A 17,823-nucleotide genomic window follows, 5' to 3' on the forward strand; every position below is an offset into this window, starting at 1 on the left:
CCGGTCATGGCTCACGAGCCTGCGGGCTCGCGACGGCGGGTGCTAGGCCGCCAGTGAGGCCTCGAACAGCGCGCCGGGAATGCGCAGCCGCACCGTGGTGCCTTGGCCCGGCGTGCTCTCGATGTCCAGACTGCCGCCGAGGAGCAGCATGATGCGGTGAGCGAGGTAGAGTCCGAGGCCCGAGCCTTCGTGCCGGCGATCGAGCCCGCCGCGCACCTGGGAAAAGGCCGAGGTCACGTGCTTCAACGCCGCCGGCGCGATGCCGATGCCGTCATCGACGACCTCGAAGACAATGGCGTTGTCGGCCGAGGGCGCGGCCCGCAGCAGGATGTCGCCCTTCGGCCCGGTGAATTTGATCGCGTTGGAGAGGAGCTTCGCGATGACCTTGGCCAGCGCCTGGCGGTCGGATTGGATCGCCTCGGCGCCGGGCAGGACCTCGAAACGCAGCTGCTTCTCGCCGCAGGCCTCGGACTCGCGCGCGGCGAAGCAGCAGGCGCCGAGCAGGCTGCGCACCTCCACCACATCGGGCCGGATCTCGTATTGCTCGGCCTCGATGCGGGTGATGTCGATGATATCGTTGACCAGTTCCAGCAGGCGCTTGCCGCCGCTGTGGATGTCGCGGGCATATTCCACGTATTTCGGATTGCCGACCGCGCCCAGGCTCTGGTCGCCGATCATGGTCGAGAAGCCGATGATCGCGGAGAGCGGCGTCCGGAGTTCGTGGCTGATTCGCGCCAGGAACTCGTTCTTCGCCGCGGTCGCCGCCTGCAGCTCGCGCAACGTCGCATCGCGCGCCGATTCCATGGCGCGCTTGGCGCTCTCGTCGCGGAAGGTGACGATCCAGAAGGACTGTTCGTCACCGTTGCCCGCGCCGGACTGCGAACGGGTGATGGAGACCGCCAGGCCGAGCGCGCGGCCGCTCGGGGTTTCGACGGTGATTTCCGCCGCCGCGTCGGGCGCCAGGACCAGGCCCTTGAGGACCGTCTCGACCTTGTGTCCCGCCAGTGCGGAACGCGCCGTCTCGAACATGCGGGCGGCGGCGCCGTTGGCGACCAGGATGCAGCCCTCCTCGCTGGCGATCAGGATGCCGTCGGAGCTGTCGTTGAACACGCCCTCCATCAGCGCTTTCTGGCGCGCGGCCGAGGCGCGGTGCAACATGGCCGCGCGGGCATGGCGGCGCGCAGCCTGGATCAGCGAGAGCAAGGACCAGCCGGCGATGGCCGCCAGCCAGGGTGCGACGGCGAGCGAGACCGCGAAGGCGATCTGCAGCAGGCTGCCCAGTCCGAGCACGGCGAGCGCGGCGATGCCGGCGACCATGCGGGGCCGGCGCAGGCCGCGGGCGTCGAGCCAGATGCCTGCGATCATGAGGATGCCGAGGCCGAGCAGGGTCCAGATCCGGCCCGCGGGCACGATCATGCGGCCGCCGGCGACGCTGGAATAGGCCAGCGCCTGAACCTCGACGCCGGCAAGCATGGTGTATCTCGGCACGGCGAAGCGGTCGCCGAGTTCGAGAGCGGTGGCGCCGACCAACACCTTCTTGCCCTGGACCAGCGCGGGATCGAAGCGGCCCAGCATGATGTCGATGTACGAAAGCCGCGGGATCGAGCGCGGATCGATGCCGTAGTCGATCATGAATGCATTGGGTCCGGCGACGCGGGATCCGGCAAGCGCCAGAGCCATCGACCTCGGGCTGTTCGACAGCCGATCTTCGATCAGCCGATAGTGACGCAGCTTGCCGTCCTGATCGCCGATCATGTTGACGGAAGCGACCTCGGCATGCGCCTGCAAAGCCGGCAGTGGCCGGTTGACGACATAACCGTCGCCGCTCGGCTGCGCAAAGGAGACCAGCACCACCGGCGTGGCCGATTGTGCCATGGCCTCGGCAAGCGCCGCATCGGCGCTTGGTGACGATTGCCCGCTGAAGTCCACGTCGAAGGCGATCTTCGCGGCGCCGGCTTGCGCAAGACGCTGGATCAGCGCCGCATGATAGGCGCGCGACCAAGGCCACTTGTTCAGCTTCTGCAGGCTCTTGGCGTCGATCTCGACCAGGATGAGATCGCCGGCCGCCGGCCGCGACCAGAGTGAGTAGTTGAGATCGCCGAGCAGGCGATCGGCCTGCGTGAATGCCCCCGCGATCGTCAGCAGCGCCAGCGCCGGCCCGAAGCAGAAGCATGCCAGGCCGCGCCAGGAAAGCGCGGCCCAGGATCGAAGCTTCAGAACCGGATGGGCAGGTTCAGGCATGGCCCTGACGCGATACCCCAGCGTCGACGGTGGGCCTAACTGTTCTTGCCCTTGCCGGCAGGCTTGCTGTTGCTGCCATTCCCGCCGCCGTTGCCGTTGTTGCCGTTCCCGTTGTTGCCATTCCCGTTGTTGCCGTTCCCGTTGTTGCCATTGCCGTGACCGCTGTTTCCATTGCCTCCGCCGTTGTTACCATTGCCGGAATTACCATTGCCCCCGCCGCTTCCGTTGCCGTTGCCGGAATTGCCGCCACCTTTGCCGTTGCTGGAATTGCCGCTGCTGTTGCCGTCGTCACCGGAGCCGCCGGAGGCATTGTTGCTTGCCGGGGCCTCGGACGCGGCCTTGCCCGGCGCATTGCCGACATCGACGCCGCGATCGCGGGTCTCGACCGCGCCGCGCTGACCGGCACCGACAGAAGCGGAAGCGCCGGTGCGGCGGTTCTTCGCCTCGACGCGGCCTTCGCTCACGGTGACGGAGCTCTTCGATTGGCTGGCATCGACCGAGAAGGTCGTGCCCTTGACCACGGTCGCGAGCAGGGGCGCATCGACCTGGAAATGTGGCACCTTCTCCTTGGTCACATGGTATTCGACATGGCCGTAAGGCTGCTCGATCAACGTCGTCGAGGTCGGCTGCGGGTTGACGATCTCGATCCGGCTGTTCTCGGCCATGGTGACGAGGTCCTCGCCGCGGGTCAGCACCAGCGCGCCGCCTTCACCCGTGGTGAGGCGATCGCCGGGAGTGACATTGGCGCCCATGACGACGGTGACGGGCGCATCGCCCTTGCCGTGATCGACGAAGGCGTTGTTCGCCACCACCACCGACCATCCGGTGGTCTGGCTCGCCATCAGCGTGGGCGCGCAGAGCGCGGCGAATGCGAGAGCCACGGCGACGAGCGGATACAGGCGGGTATGGCGACGATGCATCTCTGAATCCTTGGCTATTCGCTCGAAACCGGGTGCCGCGTTCCGGCGACCGCTGCGATTCCGACAACAGCAGGCAATTTGTCCCACCAATCGCTAAAGCAGACTTAATTCCCGGGGCCGAAAAACCCGAATAACGGGCTGAAATGACGCTATAAATTTGGTCTGCATTTTAGCGATCGGGCTCCCGTCTCCCCAAGCCGCAAGCCGCCTGCTATGACAAGCCCATGGGATTGCTGGACAGAGTCATCACCCCGGGCATCGACCGCGCCGCCCTTGCCGAGCTTCGCGCGCAGGAGGAGGTCGCGTTCAGCGCACGCACCCCGAAATCCCGCGCCTGGCTGGAAGCGGCGCGGGCCAGCATGCCGAATGGCGTGCCGGTGGCCTGGATGGCGGGGCTCTACCGGCACAATTCGATCGTCGCCGCCGGCGGCGAGAGTGCCTTCTTCCGTGACATCGACGGCAACCGATATTGCGACTTCAACGTCTGCGACCTCGCGATGACCATGGGCTATGGCCCGAAGCCGATCGTCGAGGCGGTCAGCCGCGCGGTCGCGAACGGCGCGCACTTCCTGCTGGCCGTGGAAGACACCCGCTCGGTCACCGAGGAACTGGCGCGGCGGGTCGGGCTGCCGGCCTGGCAGTTCACCCTCTCCGCCTCGGCGGCGAATACCGAGGTCATGCGGATCGCCCGCTTCATCACCGGCCGCGCCAAGATCCTGATCTTCGACGGCCAGTATCACGGCCATATCGACGAATCGCTGGTGACCCAGCGCGGCGATGAAACGGTGCCGATCCAACCGGGCATCTCGGCGCGGATCGCCCGGGATTCGATCATCGTGCCGTTCAACGATCTCGCCGCCGCCGAGGCCGCCCTGAAGGCCCACGAGATCGCGCTGGTCATCACCGAGCCCGCGCTCACCAACTGCCTGCTGGTCGCGCCGAAGCCGGGCTTTCTCGAAGGCCTGCGCGCGCTCTCGACGCAATATGGCGCCCTGCTCTGTCTCGACGAGGCCCATACCTTCCAGTTCGCCTATGGCGGTCTCACCGGCAGCCGCAAGCTCGAATGCGATTTCGTGACCCTCGGCAAGGGCCTCGGCACCGGCGTCTCCTTCGCGCTCTACGGCATGACCCGCGCGATCGCCGACGTGATGGAGAAGCACCTCGACAGCGATATCGGCCTCGACATCGGGTCGAAGGGCCTGGCGACCGGCGGCACGACCTATGGCAGCGCGATTGCCGTGGCCGCGGCGAAGGCGGCCCTGGAACAGGTGCTGACGCCCGAGAACTATGCGCGGGTCGATCGCCTCGGCCGGACGCTGGCGGACGGGCTCGAGACCGTGTTCCGAAGACACGGGCTCGACTGGTGCGCCTTCCACCTCGGCCCGCGCTCCGGCTATTGCCTGAAACCGCAGTTCCCGACCAATGCCGAGGAAGCCTCCGAATCGATGGACATCGAGATGATCGACACGCGCCGCGTCTTCATGGCCAACCGCGGGGTCTGGGATGCGGTCGTCTCGGCCGGGCCGCAGGTCTCGTTTGCCCACGGCGCCGAAGACATCGCCCGCTATGTGAGCCTCGCCGACGATTTTCTTTCCGAGATCGTGCGGTAGACCATGATTGACCGACGGCCGCCCATGACCAGCAACGAGTTCGACCTGATCATCATCGGCGCCGGCGCGGCCGGGATCGCCGCGGCCCATGCGGCGCGCGATGCGGGCCTGAACGCGATCGTGCTGGAGGCGCAGGATCGGGTCGGCGGCCGGGCCTTCACCGATTTCGAGAGCTTCAGCCAGCCCTTCGACCACGGCTGCCAGTGGCTGCATGCCGCCAGCATCAACCCGCTGCGCCCGATCTGCGACCGCCTCGGCTTCCGCTATCGCCGCGGCGAGATCGATTTCCGGATCCATGACGGTCATTGGTGGCTGAACGATTCGATCGCGGCCGAATATGCCGCGATGTATACCGCGACCTACGAGCGGATCCACGAGACCGGAGAGGCCGGCGAGGATGTGTCCTGCGAGAGCTGCATCGATCCGGCGAGCCGCTGGGCCCAGCTCTTCCGCCAGAGCTTCGCGCCCTATATCTCGACGGAACCCCGGAACGCCTCGACGCTCAATCTGGCGCGCTATCGCGACACCGGCGAGAACTGGCCGGTGGAAGACGGGCTCGGCGCGCTGGTGAAGACCTTGGCCGAGGAGGTTCGGCGCGGGATCGAGATCCGCGTCTCCTGCCCGGTGAAATCGATCGACTGGGGCAGCGAGGCCGTCATGGTCGGCACGCTTGACGGCATGCTGTTCGCTAAGGCCGCGCTGGTGACGGTCTCGACCGCGGTGCTGGCCGGCGAGCGGTTGAAGTTCTTCCCGCTGCTGCCCGACTGGAAGCACGAGGCGATCGCCAAGCTGCCGCTGGGCTACGCCGAGAAGGTCGCCTTCGAGTTCGCAGGCGATCCCTTCGTCGGGCTGGAGTCGCATTTCGCGATGATGGATTGGCCCGACGCGCCGATGGGCTCGTTCCACATCCATCCCTTCGACCGGCCGATGGCGACGCTCTATCTCGGCGGCGTGCAATGCCGGGACCTGGCGCTGGCCGGCGAGGCGGCGATGCTCGACTACGGCCGCGAGACGGTGGCCAAACTGTTCGGCGCCGACGTCCTCAAGGACATCCGCCGGGTGAAGGCGACGAGCTGGACTACAAATGCCTGCATCGGCGGCGCCTATTCGGTGCTGGTTCCGGGCGGGGGCGAGGCCCGCGCCGCGCTGGCGCGGCCGATCGACGACAAGCTGTTCTTCGCCGGCGAGGCAACCTCGCCCGACGCTTTCCAGACTGCGCACGGCGCCTGGCAGTCGGGCCTTGATGCGATGAAGCAGATCCTGGCGACGGCGCAATTCGCCCGCTAAAGGGCCGCGCGCTAATCGTCGAGGCGGTCCAGCAGGGCGGCGAAGACCGGGCGGATCCGGCGCAGTTCCTCGATATGCGCGGTCGAGAGCTTGGTCAGCAGGCGCCGGCCCTTGGGGGTCAGCGCCAGCAGTACCTTGCGCCGGTCGGCGGCATCAGGCTGACGGGCCACCAGGTCGAGCTCCACCAGGCGATCGACCAGTTCCACCGTCGAATGGTGCTTCAGCAGCAGGCGCTCGGCCAGGAAGCCGACCGTGACCGACTGCCCTTCCGGCGCTCCGATGATCGACAGCATGGCCTGATGCTGCTGCGGCGTGAGCCCGACGCCCTTGGCGGCGCTGCCGCTGAACTCCAGGAACTGGCGCAGGGCATAGCGGAAATTGGCCAGGGCCCGATAATCCGCGGCCTGCGGCTTGCCCCGATCGGCCGCAGTCCCCTTCCCCTTGATCTCCGTCATCTCGCGGCCCGACTCTTTCCAATGCGCCATAAAACCCCGGCCCGGCCTTGCGTTGCAATGGTGGAAATTGGGGTACGGCCTTGCCGCAGCGGCCATTTCAAATTATATCGCATTACGATATAAATGTCCCGGAGCCGAGGCGCGACCATGCAACACCCCGCCGACACGCTGCGCGACTTCAGCACCGACCGCCGCCTCCTGCTGCTCGCCGCCATGGCGCTGGCGATCGGCTCGGCCGGGGCGGGCGCCGCCTGGGCGTTGACCCGGCTGATCGCGGTCGCCACCAACCTCGCCTATTACGGCCGGCTCTCCGCGGCGCCGGTCTCGATCGCCGGCAACCAGCTCGGGTACTGGGCGGTTCTGATGCCGGTGGCAGGCTGCCTGATCATCGGCCTGATGGCGCGTTACGGTTCGGAGAAGATCCGGGGCCACGGCATCCCGGAGGCGATGGAGGCGATCCTGATCGGCCGCTCCCGGATCCAGCCCAAGGTCGCGGTCTTGAAGCCGCTCTCCTCGGCGATCTCGATCGGCAGCGGCGGTCCGTTCGGCGCCGAGGGTCCGATCATCATGACCGGCGGCGCGATCGGCTCGCTGTTCGCCCAGCTCTTCCATCTCACCAATCAGGAGCGCAAGACGCTGCTGGTGGCCGGCGCCGCCGCCGGCATGTCGGCGACCTTCGGGACGCCGATCGCCGCCATGCTGCTGGCGGTCGAGCTGCTGCTGTTCGAGTGGAAGCCGCGCAGCTTCGTGCCCGTCGCCATCGCCGCCGCGGTGGCCGCGGCATGGCGGCCCTATCTGCTGGCCGGTGGAGTCCTGTTCCCGATGCCGGAAAGCGGCGCGCTGGATCCCTTCGGCCTGGGCCTCGCGGCGGCGCTCGGCATCGGCGCGGGACTTGCCTCGGGTCTCCTCACCGCGATGGTCTATGGCTGCGAGGATTTCTTCCAGCGCCTGCCGATCCATTGGATGTGGTGGCCGGCCTTCGGCGGCCTGGTCATCGGCCTCGGCGGACTGATCGATCCCCGGGCGCTCGGCGTCGGCTATGACAATATCCAGGCGCTGCTCGACGGCGACATGGATGCCCAATCCGCCTTCATCCTGATCGTGGTGAAGGCGGTGATCTGGGCGGTGGCTTTGGGTTCCGGCACTTCGGGCGGCGTGCTGGCACCGCTGCTGATCATGGGCGGCGCGCTCGGCGCCATAACGGGCGACATACTCCCCCTGAGCCCCGCTGGCGCCAATGGGGATGGCCTCTGGGCCCTGGTCGGCATGGCGGCGATGATGGGCGGCACCATGCGCTCGCCGCTGACCTCGATGATCTTCGCGCTGGAGCTGACCCACAACATCGGCGCCTTCCTGCCGCTCGCCGTCGGCTGCACCATGGCGCATGCCACCACGGTGCTGCTCCTGAAACGCTCGATCCTGACCGAGAAGGTGGCGCGGCGCGGGCATCACGTGCTGCGGGAGTACATCGTCGATCCCTTCGAGATCATGCGGGTCGGCGAGATCATGGCCCGGCCGGTCGACACCCTGCCGGCGCAGATGAAGATCGGCGAGGCGATGGCCTTCTTCACCGCGCCGGAATCGCCGCCCCGGCACAAGAGCTATCCCGTGGTGGACGCGCAGAACCGGGTGGTCGCCATGGTCTCGCGCGCCGACGCGCTGCGCTGGACCATGGAAGGCTGGGACAGCGAGAAGACGCTGGGCGAGCAGCTGCTCGGCCAGAACCTCATCGTCGGCCATGCAGACGAGCTGGCCGGCGCGCTGGCCGACCGGATGGCGGAAAGCGAGACCGGCCGGGTGCCGATCCTCGATCGCAGCGACGGCAGCGCGGTCGGCCTGGTGGCCCGCCGCGACCTGCTGCGGGTACGCGCCGAGGTGATCCGGCATGAGCGCGAACGCGCGCGGCTGATCCGGCTGCGCAACAATCCGGAGCGCATGAAGGGCGCGGCACGGCCGTAGAAGCAGAAGAGACAGCTTCGCCATGCCCGCTACCCCCCAAGTCCGCGGGCATCCATGGGTCTAAACCCGACCGCTAAAGAAGCCCATGGGTCTCCGCCCCGGTCCCCTGTCGAGCCGGGTGCGGAGACGGCGACCCCCATGCGGCTGCTCGGAATCAGCATTAGCCCTCTCTTAACGATCTCCCCGGCAAGCTTCTGCGTTTTTTCGGGGAGATCGGGGTCATGAACCGCAGCGCGCGGGCAAGCGAGGAGCGAGGCGAAGCAAGGCGGCTGCTGCCGCTGCGGATCTCGTCGCTGATCCTGATCTTCGCCGCGGTGCTGATCGCGGTCTTCACCTGCGCCATGCTTTATGTCGGCCGGCTCTCGTCCCAGGAGGCTGACCAGCAGGCCCGGGCCAGCGAGGTCAATCTCTTCCGCCACGTGCTGGCCAGCCGCTTCATCATGCTGGCGCGCGACCAGACCCAGGAATCGATCTGGGATGAATCGGTCCGCAACATCAGCCTCGACTTCGACCCGGACTTCGTCACCGACGAGACGGTGACGGCGCTCTGGTACAACTACGGCCTCGACCGCACCCTGCTGGTCGGCCCCGGCTACAAGCTGCTGGCCTATGCGCGCGGCAGCGAGGTCGATTTCAGCCCGACCGCCTTCACCCTCGACGCCGACCTGCAGGCGCTGATCGACCAGGCGGTCGCGCAATACATGAAGAACCGCATCACCATCAAAGGCGGCTTCAGCGCCCGCGCGGCGACGGTCGGTGACCGCGCCATCATGCTGAGCGAGATCGGCGAGATCTTCTCCGGCGCGTTCCAGACCATCGAGGGCAAGCCGGCGCTGGTAAGCGCCACCGCCATCGTGCCCTATGAAAACGAGGTCGCGCTGCCCGACGGACCGCCTGTGATCCTGGTCAACGCCAAGTTCATCGACACCGACGAGGTCTCCTATCTCCGCAGCCAACTCGGCTTCCAGTCGTTGGATTTCGTCGCCGCCGGCGGCGGCGACGCCCTCTCCGGCACGCGTGAGGACATCAAGACCCTGAGCGGCGAGGTGGTCGGCACCTTCGTCTGGCAGAATCCGGCGCCCGGCGCGCATATCTGGTCGGTGATCCTGCCGATCGTGGCGGTGATCGGCGGGCTGGTGGCGATCGCGGCCCTCTTCATGGCGCAGCGGCTGGGCAAGATGTCCAATCAGCTCGAGACCAGCGAGCGCCGCACCCGGCACATGTCGCGGCATGACGCCTTGACCGGCCTCGCCAACCGTCTTGCCTTCGGCGAGGCGCTGGAGGAAGCGGTGGCGGGCCTGCCCGACAAGGCCTTCGCGGTGATCGCCTGCGACCTCGACCGCTTCAAGGCGGTCAACGACAGCTTCGGCCATGCGGCCGGCGACACGGTCATCCGCAACGTCGCCGAGCGGCTCGCCAAGGAAGTCGGCGAGAGCGGCGTGGTCAGCCGCACCGGCGGCGACGAGTTCATCATCCTCATTCATGCCTTCACCGATAAGCGCCGCCTGAACCTGCTCTGCTCCGGCATCATCGACGCGATCCTGAAGCCGATCCGCTTGGACGGCGGGCAGCAGACCGATGTCGGTGTCAGCCTCGGCGTCGCCCAGGCGCCGCTCTGCGGCATCACCGGCTCGGCGGTGATGCGCGCCGCCGACGAGGCGCTCTATGCCGCCAAGCAGATGGGTCGCGGCCGCGCGGTCTTCGCCGAAGCGCTGGAGACGCCGGAGGATCCCGAAGCCACGCCGATCAAGGCGGCGGAGTAGCAAAGCAGACGCCCTCGGGCTGTCTGTGTGCATTAAGCGATTGTTTCGGCGGAGAAATCTGGCTTTCGAGCGGTTCTAGATTTTTTTCTTTGTCTGCGTCCGGTCTGCGATGCGGTGCACAAAAAGCCGCTACCTCCTTCACCACGCCGGCAACGAATCGTACTCTTTTTGTTCGCCCCGATCAACGCCGGCGGGCTTCGCGAAGTTTCCGCAATCTCGCCACAGAAGCGGCCCGTTGCCGGGCGATAACGCGAGCGGCAGGCTTCCTGCCGCCTTCTCCCAACATTCAAGGAAACCCCATGATCAACCGGCGAAGCTTCGGCCTTCTCGCGGGCGCCTCTCTCACGATGCTGGCACTCGCGCCGCGCCGGCCCGCGCTGGCGGACGCGGCCAGCCTGCGCGCGGCGATCGACGCCGCGGTGAAGCCGGTGATGGCGCAGTACGGCATTCCGGGCATGGCGGTCGGGGTGACGATCGACGGGCGGCGGCATTTCGCGGAATTCGGCAGCGCCTCGCCGCAGCAGAAGATCCCGGTGACGAACGCGACGTTGTTCGAGCTGGGTTCGATCAGCAAGACCTTCACCGCCACGCTCGCCACCCTGGCCGAGATCGACGGCAAGCTGACGCTCAGCGACACGGTGGGCGATCATGTCGCCGAGCTCAAAGGGAGTCCGATCGGCGCCGTGCGACTCGTCGATCTCGGCACGCATACGGCGGGCGGCTTCCCGCTGCAGCTCCCGGAGAGTGTGAAGACCGAGGCGGAGCTCATGGCATGGTATCGCGCCTGGAAGCCGAAATACCCAGCGGGCACGATGCGGGTCTATGCCAACCCGAGCGTGGCGCTGCTCGGCATCGCCGCGGCCCGTGCCATGGGCGAGAGCTTCACCCAGCTCGCCGATGGCCGCCTGTTTCCGTCGCTCGGCCTCAAGCGCACCTTCGTCAACCTGCGCGACGCCAAGGCCTATGCCTGGGGCACCAGCAAGAATGGCAAGCCGGTGCGTGCGGGCCGCGGACCGATCGCCGCCGAGGCCTGGGGCGTGGTCTCAACCAGCGACGACATGCTCCGCTATCTCGAGGTTGAGATGGGCATTGCGCGAGATGTGCCGGAGCCGCTCGCCCGCGCCGTCGCCGCGACCCATACCGGCTATTACCGCGCGGGACCGTTCATCCAGAGCCTGATCTGGGAGCAGTATCCGGCGCCGGTCGCGCGCGACGACATGCTGCGCGGCAACTCGACCCAGCTGATGGGCGCCAATCCCAACCCCGCGACGCCGATCGACCCGCCGATGCCGCCGCGCGCCGACGTCATCTTCAACAAGACCGGCTCGACCGGCGGCTTCGGCGCCTATCTTTTCGCCGCGCCGGCGCAGAAGCTCGGCATCGCGCTGCTGGCGAACCGGTTCTATCCGAATGAGGTTCGGACGAGGATGGCTTGGTCGGTGATGGAGGAGATGGTCGGGCGCATCAAGAACTAATCGAACGCCGCCACCATCGTTTCGATCGGCAGGAACAGCATGCGGCTGTCGGCGGGGCGCTCGATGAATTCCGCGCAGGCGAGGTAGAAGCGTGATGCCAGGGCGATGCGGCGCAGCGCATCCGCCAGCATGTCGGCGCCGAGGCCCCGGCCGGCATGATCGCGGCTGACCGCGAGCCGGCCAGAGATCGAGACGGGGATCACGTCCGGCGCATTGCGACGGACCTTGCCAGGGGCCGCGGCCCGTCCTTGGTCATGGCGACGAATACCACCACGTATACACACACTGCACTGTCAATACACGATAGCCGCACCCTATCGCCGCTTCCCCACCTCACGCGCCACGTCCAGGAAGGCGCGCAGCGCCGGGGGGACTTTGCGGTGGCCGGGGTAGTAGACGGCGACGCTCTCGGCGTATTGCAGCCAGGGGGCGAGGACTTCGCGCAACTGCCGAGCCTTCAGCGCCGGGGCGGCGGCGGGCGCGAGGACATAGGCGATACCCAAGCCCCGCACGGCGGCGTCAACCATCAGGTCTTCGTCGTCGAGCACGACGGCGGCGGGAACGTCGAGGGTGAGCGCCTGGCCGGCGCGCTCGAATTCCCAGCGGTAGAGCTTGCCGCCCGGCAGGCGGTGGCCGATGCAGCGATGATGCCGGAGGTCGTCCGGCGTCTTCGGGATGCCGGCCCGTTTCAGATAGGCCGGCGACGCCACGCAGAGGAAGCGCAGCGGCGCGCCCAGCGGGACGGCGATCATGTCGCGCGGGACCGAGCCCAGGAGGCGGACGCCGGCATCGAAGCCGCCGGAGACGATGTCGATGAGCTTGCCTTCGGCGACGAGATCGACGGTGACGTCGGGATGTCGCTCGGCCATCGCCGGCAGCACGCTGCGAACCAGCAGCGCCGCCGCCAGGCGTGGGGCGTTGATGCGGACGGTGCCGGCGATCTTGCCGCGGAAGGATGCGACACCGTCGAGCGCGTCGTCGACCGCGGCGAGCGCGGGCTGCAGATTCCCGAGCAGGCGGAAGCCGGCCTCGGTCGGCGCGACGCTGCGGGTGGTGCGGTTCAGCAGCCGCACGCCCAGCCGCTCCTCCAGCCCGCGCATCGCGTGGCTGAGGGTCGAGGGCGCGGTGCCGAGCTCGTCGGCCGCCCCGCGGAAGCTGCGGTGGGTGGCGACCGCCACGAAGGCGGTAAGGTCGTTGAGCGAGGGCCTGGGCATTGCTGTGGATTTTGCAGTAGCTTGTGCGGATTTCAACGCCTAATCGGCGGAATGCGGAGAGGCTATTTCTGCCTTCTCTCCGGCACGGCATAAGAAGGACCCAAGCCCATGTCACAGATTTCCAAACGCGACGCGATCTTCCCGGCGAACCGGCATGCGCTCTATGACCTGCACCGCTATTCGGCGGCGATCCGCTCCGGCGACCTGTTGTTCGTGTCGGGACAGGTCGGCAGCCGTGCCGACGGCTCGCCGGAGCCGGTCTTCGCCGACCAGGTGCGGCGGGCCTTCGCCAACCTGCGCGACGTGCTGGCGGCGGCGGGCTGCACGTTCGACGACGTGGTCGATGTCACCAGCTTCCACACCGATCCCGCGACACAGTTCGAGACCTTCATGGCAGTGCGCGCCGAGGAGATCGGCGTGCCGCCCTATCCGAACTGGACCGCGGTCGGCGTCAACTGGCTGGCCGGGTTCGACTTCGAGATCAAGGTGGTGGCTCGGATTCCGGCGACCTCCGCTCCGACATCCTCCGCCTAGAGCGGAGGAGCTTACTTGCGCAAGCGGCTGTCGAGGCTGAAGGCACCCGGGCCGGCGAAGACGAAGTAGAGGAAGACGAAGCAGTAGAGGATCGCCGCGTCGCCGCCGTTGTTGACCGGAAAGAAGTTCTGGCTCGCATGCGCCATGAAGTAGGCGACGGCCATCGTGCCGGAGGCGAGGAAGGCGGCGGGGCGGGTGAAGAGACCGAGCGCGATCAGCGCGCCGCAGACCAGCTCGATGATGCCGGCGAAGGCCGCCGGGCTGGCGAAGGTCAAACCGTATCCCGCCATCTCTCCCGCCGGAAAGGAGAGGAACTTCTGCGTCCCATGGGCCAGGAACAGCAGTCCCGACATGATGCGAAGAAGGCCGTGCATCTTGGGGGCGTGGGCGGCGAGCTGGCTGCTCATCATCGTCGGGCTCCTGTCGTCGGACTGGAGGCGACTCGGCGGCGCCGCGTCGCCAGGATACCCTACCTAATTGATTCGCAATTGCCGTGGCAAGCAACCTGACGGCCAGCGCCAGAGTGAGACCGCCGCACAGTTTCGCTCAGGGAAAGCTTTGCTTCGCCTTGCCTTCGGCCAGGGTCTCCCCGCCAGCGTCGAGGGCCTTGACGATGAACTCGTAGGTGTGGCTCTCGCCGCCCGGCGGGCAGGGCCCGTTATAGCCGTCCGTCAGCGCGCCCTTCGGGATGATGCCGGAGGGATCGGCGGGCACGGTGCCGCCGCCGTGGTTCCAGCTGCCCTTGTTGCGGTCGCGCAGGCGCACCTTGAAGCTCACCGTGCCGGCCGGCGCGTTGCCGACCCGGATCTCCGGCGAGTTGTGCGAGCAGCGGTCGCCGGCGTCGAATTTGAAGGTGACGGCAAGGTCGGCGGCGCGCGCGGCAGGGGCTGATAGGGCCGTGCAAGCCAGCGCGAGGCCGATGGCGGCGATCGACAGTCTCAGCATGATCTCCTCCCCGTTCCGCCGATACGTTGACGGGTCGGAGGGCGATCGCGCTTTGATTCAGCGCAAAGCCGGGAGCGCCGTGCCGGTTACTTCCCGAGCTGGCGGACGTCGGCGAGCTTGCCGGTGATCGCCGCGGCCGCGGCCATCGCGGGGCTCAAGAGATGCGTGCGGCCGCCGCGGCCCTGGCGGCCTTCGAAGTTGCGGTTCGAGGTCGAGGCGCAGCGCTCGCCGGGCTTCAGCTTGTCGGGATTCATCGCCAAGCACATCGAGCAACCGGGCTCGCGCCATTCGAAGCCGGCTTCAATGAAGATCTTGTCCAGGCCCTCGGCTTCGGCCTGCTGCTTCACCAGACCGGAGCCGGGGACAACCATCGCGTTGACGTTGGACGCCACCTTCTTGCCCTGGGCGATCTTCGCGACCTCGCGCAGATCCTCGATGCGGCCGTTGGTGCAGGAACCGATGAAGACGCGGTCGATCGCGACGTCGGTCAGCTGGGTGCCGGGCTTGAGGCCCATGTAATCCAGCGCGCGTTCCATGGCGCGGCGCTTGTTCTCGTCGGCGACGTCGCCGGGGTTCGGCACCTTGCCGGTGATCGGCAGCACGTCCTCCGGGCTGGTACCCCAGGTGACTTGCGGCGCGATGTCGGCGGTCGAGAGCTTGATCTCGGTGTCGTATTTGGCGCCGGGATCGCTGGGCAGGGTCTTCCAATAGGAGACCGCCTGCTCATAGGCGCCGGCTTTCGGGGCCATCGGGCGGCCCTTCAGGTAATCGAAGGTGACCTGGTCGGGAGCGATCAGGCCGGCGCGGGCGCCGCCCTCGATCGACATGTTGCAGACCGTCATGCGGCCTTCCATCGAGAGGCCGCGGATCGCGTCGCCCGCATATTCGATGACGTAGCCGGTGCCGCCCGCGGTGCCGATCTTGCCGATGATCGCCAGCACGATGTCCTTGGCCGTGCAGCCGAAGCCCAAGCTGCCGTTCACCTGGATCAGCATGTTCTTGGCCGGGCGCTGGATCAGCGTCTGGGTGGCGAGCACATGCTCGACTTCCGAGGTGCCGATGCCGAAGGCGAGCGCGCCGAAGGCGCCGTGGGTCGCGGTGTGGGAGTCGCCGCAGACGATGGTCATGCCGGGCTGGGTCAGGCCCTGCTCCGGGCCGATGATGTGGACGATGCCCTGGCGGATGTCGTCCATCGAGAAATACGGCACGCCGAAGTCGCGGCAGTTCTGCTCCAGGGTCTCGACCTGGATCCGGCTCTCCTCCTCGGTGATGCCCTTGGAGCGGTCGGTGGTCGGCACATTGTGGTCGGCGACCGCGAGCGTCGCCTGCGGCCGGTGCACCTTGCGGCCGGCATTGCGCAGCCCTTCGAAGGCCTGGGGACTCGTCACCTCATGCACGAGGTGGCGATCGATGTAGATGAGGCACGTCCCGTCATCCTGACGGTGCACCAGATGGTTTTCCCAGATCTTGTCGAAGAGCGTTTTCGGCATGGCAGTTGGGTCCAGAAGTTACTCGGATAGAGCCTTCGACCCCTCACCCCAGCCCTCTCCCGCAGGGGGAGAGGGGGATTCTCTTCGCTGCGGCGCCAGACGGACCAGAAAGGCTACCGCAACAGCGTCCCCTCTCCCCTTGCGGGAGAGGGACAGGGTGAGGGGTCGATGACTGCCTCAGTATTGATCGCCGACCGAAACGGTCAACGCCGCTCACAGCACTGCTGCCATGAGCGGAGCGCGTTACTCGCCGCTCGCCTGGGTGTTGTCCACGCGCTCGGAAATGCGGGCGGCCTTGCCGCGGCGGCCGCGGAGATAATAGAGCTTGGCGCGGCGGACGTCGCCGGAGCGCACCACCTCGACCGAGGTCAGGCGCGGCGAGTAGAGCGGGAAAATACGCTCGACGCCCTCGCCGTAGGAGATCTTGCGCACGGTGAACGAGGAGTTCAGGCCGGCATTCTTGCGGGCGATGCAGACGCCCTCGAAGGCCTGCACGCGCTCGCGGTCGCCTTCGACGACCTTCACGTTGACCTTCAGGGTGTCGCCGGGACGGAAGTCCGGCAGCTTCGCGGTTTCCTTCAGCTTGGCGACCTGCGCCGCTTCGATCTTCGTCAGGGTGGTCATTTCAGTCTTCCTTTCGTCTCGAACTCTTTTGTCTCAATGGTCTCTGTTTCTCATAGGCGGCCCATAGATCGGGCCGCCGCAATTTCGTCGCCGCTTCGGCCTGCGCCAGACGCCAGGCCCTGATCTTCTCGTGGTGGCCGGAGAGCAGCACCTCCGGCACCGTCCGCCCGTTCCATTCCGCGGGCCGCGTGTAATGCGGGTACTCCAAGAGGCCCCGCTCGAAACTCTCCTCCTCCAGCGTCTCCTCGGCGCCCATGACGCCGGGCAGAAGGCGGACGCAGGCATCGATCATCGCCAGTGCCGCCGGCTCGCCGCCCGAGAGGACGATGTCGCCGAGGCTGATCTCGAGCAGGCCGCGGGCTTCGATCACCCGCTCGTCGAGCCCCTCGTAGCGGCCGCAGACCAGAACCATCCCCGGCCCCGCGGCCCAGTCCCGCACCAGCGCCTGCTCGACCCGCTGGCCGCGCGGCGTGAGATAGATGGCCGGGCCCAATCCGTCCTGCGTCGCCGCTGCCAGCGCCGCATCGACCACATCCGGCCGCATCACCATCCCCGCCCCGCCGCCGAACGGCGTGTCATCGACGGTCTTGTGCTTGTCGGTGGCGAAGCTCCGGATGTCCGAAGTCTCCAGCCGCCACAAACCCTTCTCCAAGGCCTTGCCCGCGAGGCTCTGCCCCAGCGGGCCCGGAAACATCTCCGGGAAAAGGGTCAGCACCCGCGCCGTCCAGGGCCGACGCTGCTCAGTCACCTCCCTCTTCCTCCGCATCGCGGGCCGGGGTGACGAAGAAGTCTTCAGGCAGATCGACGACGATCTTCGACGCCGCGAGATCCACGACCGGGACGAAGCGGTCGGCGAAGGGCAATTCGAAATCGCCTTCCGGACCGCCGGCGATCGCGATGATCGCACCGGCGCCGTAGTCGGCGAGATCGACGACCTTGCCCAAGTTCCGCCCCGAGCGATCCTCGACCTTGAGGCCGATCAGATCGTGGGCATAGAACTCGGACTCGTCCTCGATCGCCGGCAGGGCCTCGCGCGGCGCGTAGAGCCGCTTGCCCTTCAGCGCCTCAGCGGCGTTGCGATCGGCGATGCCGTCGATCTTCGCAATCACGATCGTGTCCTTTGCCGCCTTCTGGCTGAGCTTCAGGTCGAAGCGGCGGCCGTCATCGTCGTAGAGCGGACCATAGGTGGCGATCGCCAGGGGATCGGCGGTGAAGGATTTCACCTTCACCTCGCCCCTGACGCCATGCACACCGGCGATCGCGCCCAACAGGATCATCTGCCTCTTGTCCTTCATCGCTCCGGATG

General features: G+C 67.4%; 17 protein-coding genes. 6 read left to right on the plus strand and 11 right to left on the minus strand.

All coding sequences use genetic code 11. The features are described from left to right. Positions 1-42 precede the first annotated feature (42 nt). Both ACYQ4T_RS14365 and ACYQ4T_RS14370 read right to left on the minus strand, forming a co-directional pair. Positions 43-2,241 (minus strand): CHASE2 domain-containing protein, encoded by a 2,199-nt coding sequence (locus tag ACYQ4T_RS14365; RefSeq protein ID WP_459855329.1) that lies wholly within the window; start codon positions 2,239-2,241, stop codon positions 43-45. Between the two features lie 35 nt (positions 2,242-2,276). After that, positions 2,277-3,161, minus strand: a complete 885-nt coding sequence (locus tag ACYQ4T_RS14370; RefSeq protein ID WP_459855331.1) for a FecR domain-containing protein — start codon at positions 3,159-3,161, stop codon at positions 2,277-2,279. A 224-nt stretch (positions 3,162-3,385) separates the two neighbouring features. Here ACYQ4T_RS14370 and ACYQ4T_RS14375 point away from each other — a divergent pair, with 224 nt between their 5' ends. Continuing rightward, on the plus strand, positions 3,386-4,771 hold the full coding sequence (locus ACYQ4T_RS14375) for an aminotransferase class III-fold pyridoxal phosphate-dependent enzyme (RefSeq protein WP_459855333.1): 1,386 nt from the start codon (positions 3,386-3,388) through the stop codon (positions 4,769-4,771). A 24-nt stretch (positions 4,772-4,795) separates the two neighbouring features. After that, positions 4,796-6,058, plus strand: a complete 1,263-nt coding sequence (locus ACYQ4T_RS14380) for a flavin monoamine oxidase family protein (protein WP_459855335.1) — start codon at positions 4,796-4,798, stop codon at positions 6,056-6,058. An 11-nt stretch (positions 6,059-6,069) separates the two neighbouring features. Here the strand turns inward: ACYQ4T_RS14380 and ACYQ4T_RS14385 are convergent, their stop codons facing one another. Further along, the gene (locus tag ACYQ4T_RS14385; protein WP_459855337.1) at positions 6,070-6,513 is read right to left on the minus strand and encodes a MarR family winged helix-turn-helix transcriptional regulator; all 444 of its coding nucleotides are present in this window, start codon (positions 6,511-6,513) and stop codon (positions 6,070-6,072) included. A gap of 147 nt (positions 6,514-6,660) precedes the next feature. Here ACYQ4T_RS14385 and ACYQ4T_RS14390 point away from each other — a divergent pair, with 147 nt between their 5' ends. The 3 genes from ACYQ4T_RS14390 (at position 6,661) to ampC (ending at position 11,710) form a co-directional block, all read left to right on the plus strand. Then, the gene (locus tag ACYQ4T_RS14390) at positions 6,661-8,472 is read left to right on the plus strand and encodes a chloride channel protein (RefSeq protein ID WP_459855339.1); all 1,812 of its coding nucleotides are present in this window, start codon (positions 6,661-6,663) and stop codon (positions 8,470-8,472) included. A 221-nt stretch (positions 8,473-8,693) separates the two neighbouring features. Beyond that, a complete protein-coding gene (locus ACYQ4T_RS14395) occupies positions 8,694-10,235 on the plus strand; it encodes a diguanylate cyclase domain-containing protein (protein ID WP_459855341.1) in 1,542 nt (513 codons plus the stop codon). A 299-nt stretch (positions 10,236-10,534) separates the two neighbouring features. Further along, positions 10,535-11,710 (plus strand): class C beta-lactamase, encoded by a 1,176-nt coding sequence (ampC, locus tag ACYQ4T_RS14400; RefSeq protein ID WP_459855343.1) that lies wholly within the window; start codon positions 10,535-10,537, stop codon positions 11,708-11,710. Here ampC and ACYQ4T_RS14405 read toward each other — a convergent pair. Further along, on the minus strand, positions 11,707-11,913 hold the full coding sequence (locus ACYQ4T_RS14405; protein WP_459855345.1) for a hypothetical protein: 207 nt from the start codon (positions 11,911-11,913) through the stop codon (positions 11,707-11,709). The genes ampC and ACYQ4T_RS14405 overlap by 4 nt on opposite strands. A 111-nt stretch (positions 11,914-12,024) precedes the next feature. Beyond that, positions 12,025-12,924 (minus strand): LysR family transcriptional regulator, encoded by a 900-nt coding sequence (locus ACYQ4T_RS14410; protein WP_459855348.1) that lies wholly within the window; start codon positions 12,922-12,924, stop codon positions 12,025-12,027. Positions 12,925-13,032: 108 nt separating this feature from the next. Between ACYQ4T_RS14410 and ACYQ4T_RS14415 the strand changes: the two genes are divergently transcribed. Next, the gene (locus tag ACYQ4T_RS14415; protein ID WP_459855350.1) at positions 13,033-13,458 is read left to right on the plus strand and encodes a RidA family protein; all 426 of its coding nucleotides are present in this window, start codon (positions 13,033-13,035) and stop codon (positions 13,456-13,458) included. A gap of 11 nt (positions 13,459-13,469) precedes the next feature. Here the strand turns inward: ACYQ4T_RS14415 and ACYQ4T_RS14420 are convergent, their stop codons facing one another. The 6 genes from ACYQ4T_RS14420 to rimM form a co-directional block, all read right to left on the minus strand. Then, entirely contained in the window at positions 13,470-13,868 is a 399-nt protein-coding gene (locus ACYQ4T_RS14420; protein ID WP_459855352.1) for a DoxX family protein, read from the minus strand. 136 nt (positions 13,869-14,004) lie between these two features. Next, positions 14,005-14,403, minus strand: coding sequence for a YbhB/YbcL family Raf kinase inhibitor-like protein (locus tag ACYQ4T_RS14425; protein ID WP_459855354.1), 399 nt, complete (start codon positions 14,401-14,403; stop codon positions 14,005-14,007). Positions 14,404-14,489: 86 nt separating this feature from the next. Further along, positions 14,490-15,893: a 3-isopropylmalate dehydratase large subunit gene (leuC, locus tag ACYQ4T_RS14430; protein ID WP_459855356.1), complete on the minus strand. Its 1,404-nt coding sequence runs from the start codon at positions 15,891-15,893 to the stop codon at positions 14,490-14,492. A 243-nt stretch (positions 15,894-16,136) separates the two neighbouring features. Continuing rightward, on the minus strand, positions 16,137-16,517 hold the full coding sequence (gene rplS, locus ACYQ4T_RS14435) for a 50S ribosomal protein L19 (RefSeq protein ID WP_459855358.1): 381 nt from the start codon (positions 16,515-16,517) through the stop codon (positions 16,137-16,139). A gap of 1 nt (position 16,518) precedes the next feature. Continuing rightward, positions 16,519-17,265 (minus strand): tRNA (guanosine(37)-N1)-methyltransferase TrmD, encoded by a 747-nt coding sequence (gene trmD / locus ACYQ4T_RS14440; RefSeq protein ID WP_459855360.1) that lies wholly within the window; start codon positions 17,263-17,265, stop codon positions 16,519-16,521. Continuing rightward, a complete protein-coding gene (gene rimM, locus ACYQ4T_RS14445; RefSeq protein WP_459855362.1) occupies positions 17,258-17,794 on the minus strand; it encodes a ribosome maturation factor RimM in 537 nt (178 codons plus the stop codon). The genes trmD and rimM overlap by 8 nt, the downstream gene beginning before the upstream one ends. Between the last annotated feature and the right edge of the window lie 29 nt (positions 17,795-17,823).

Source organism: Dongia sp. agr-C8 (genome assembly GCF_054658695.1).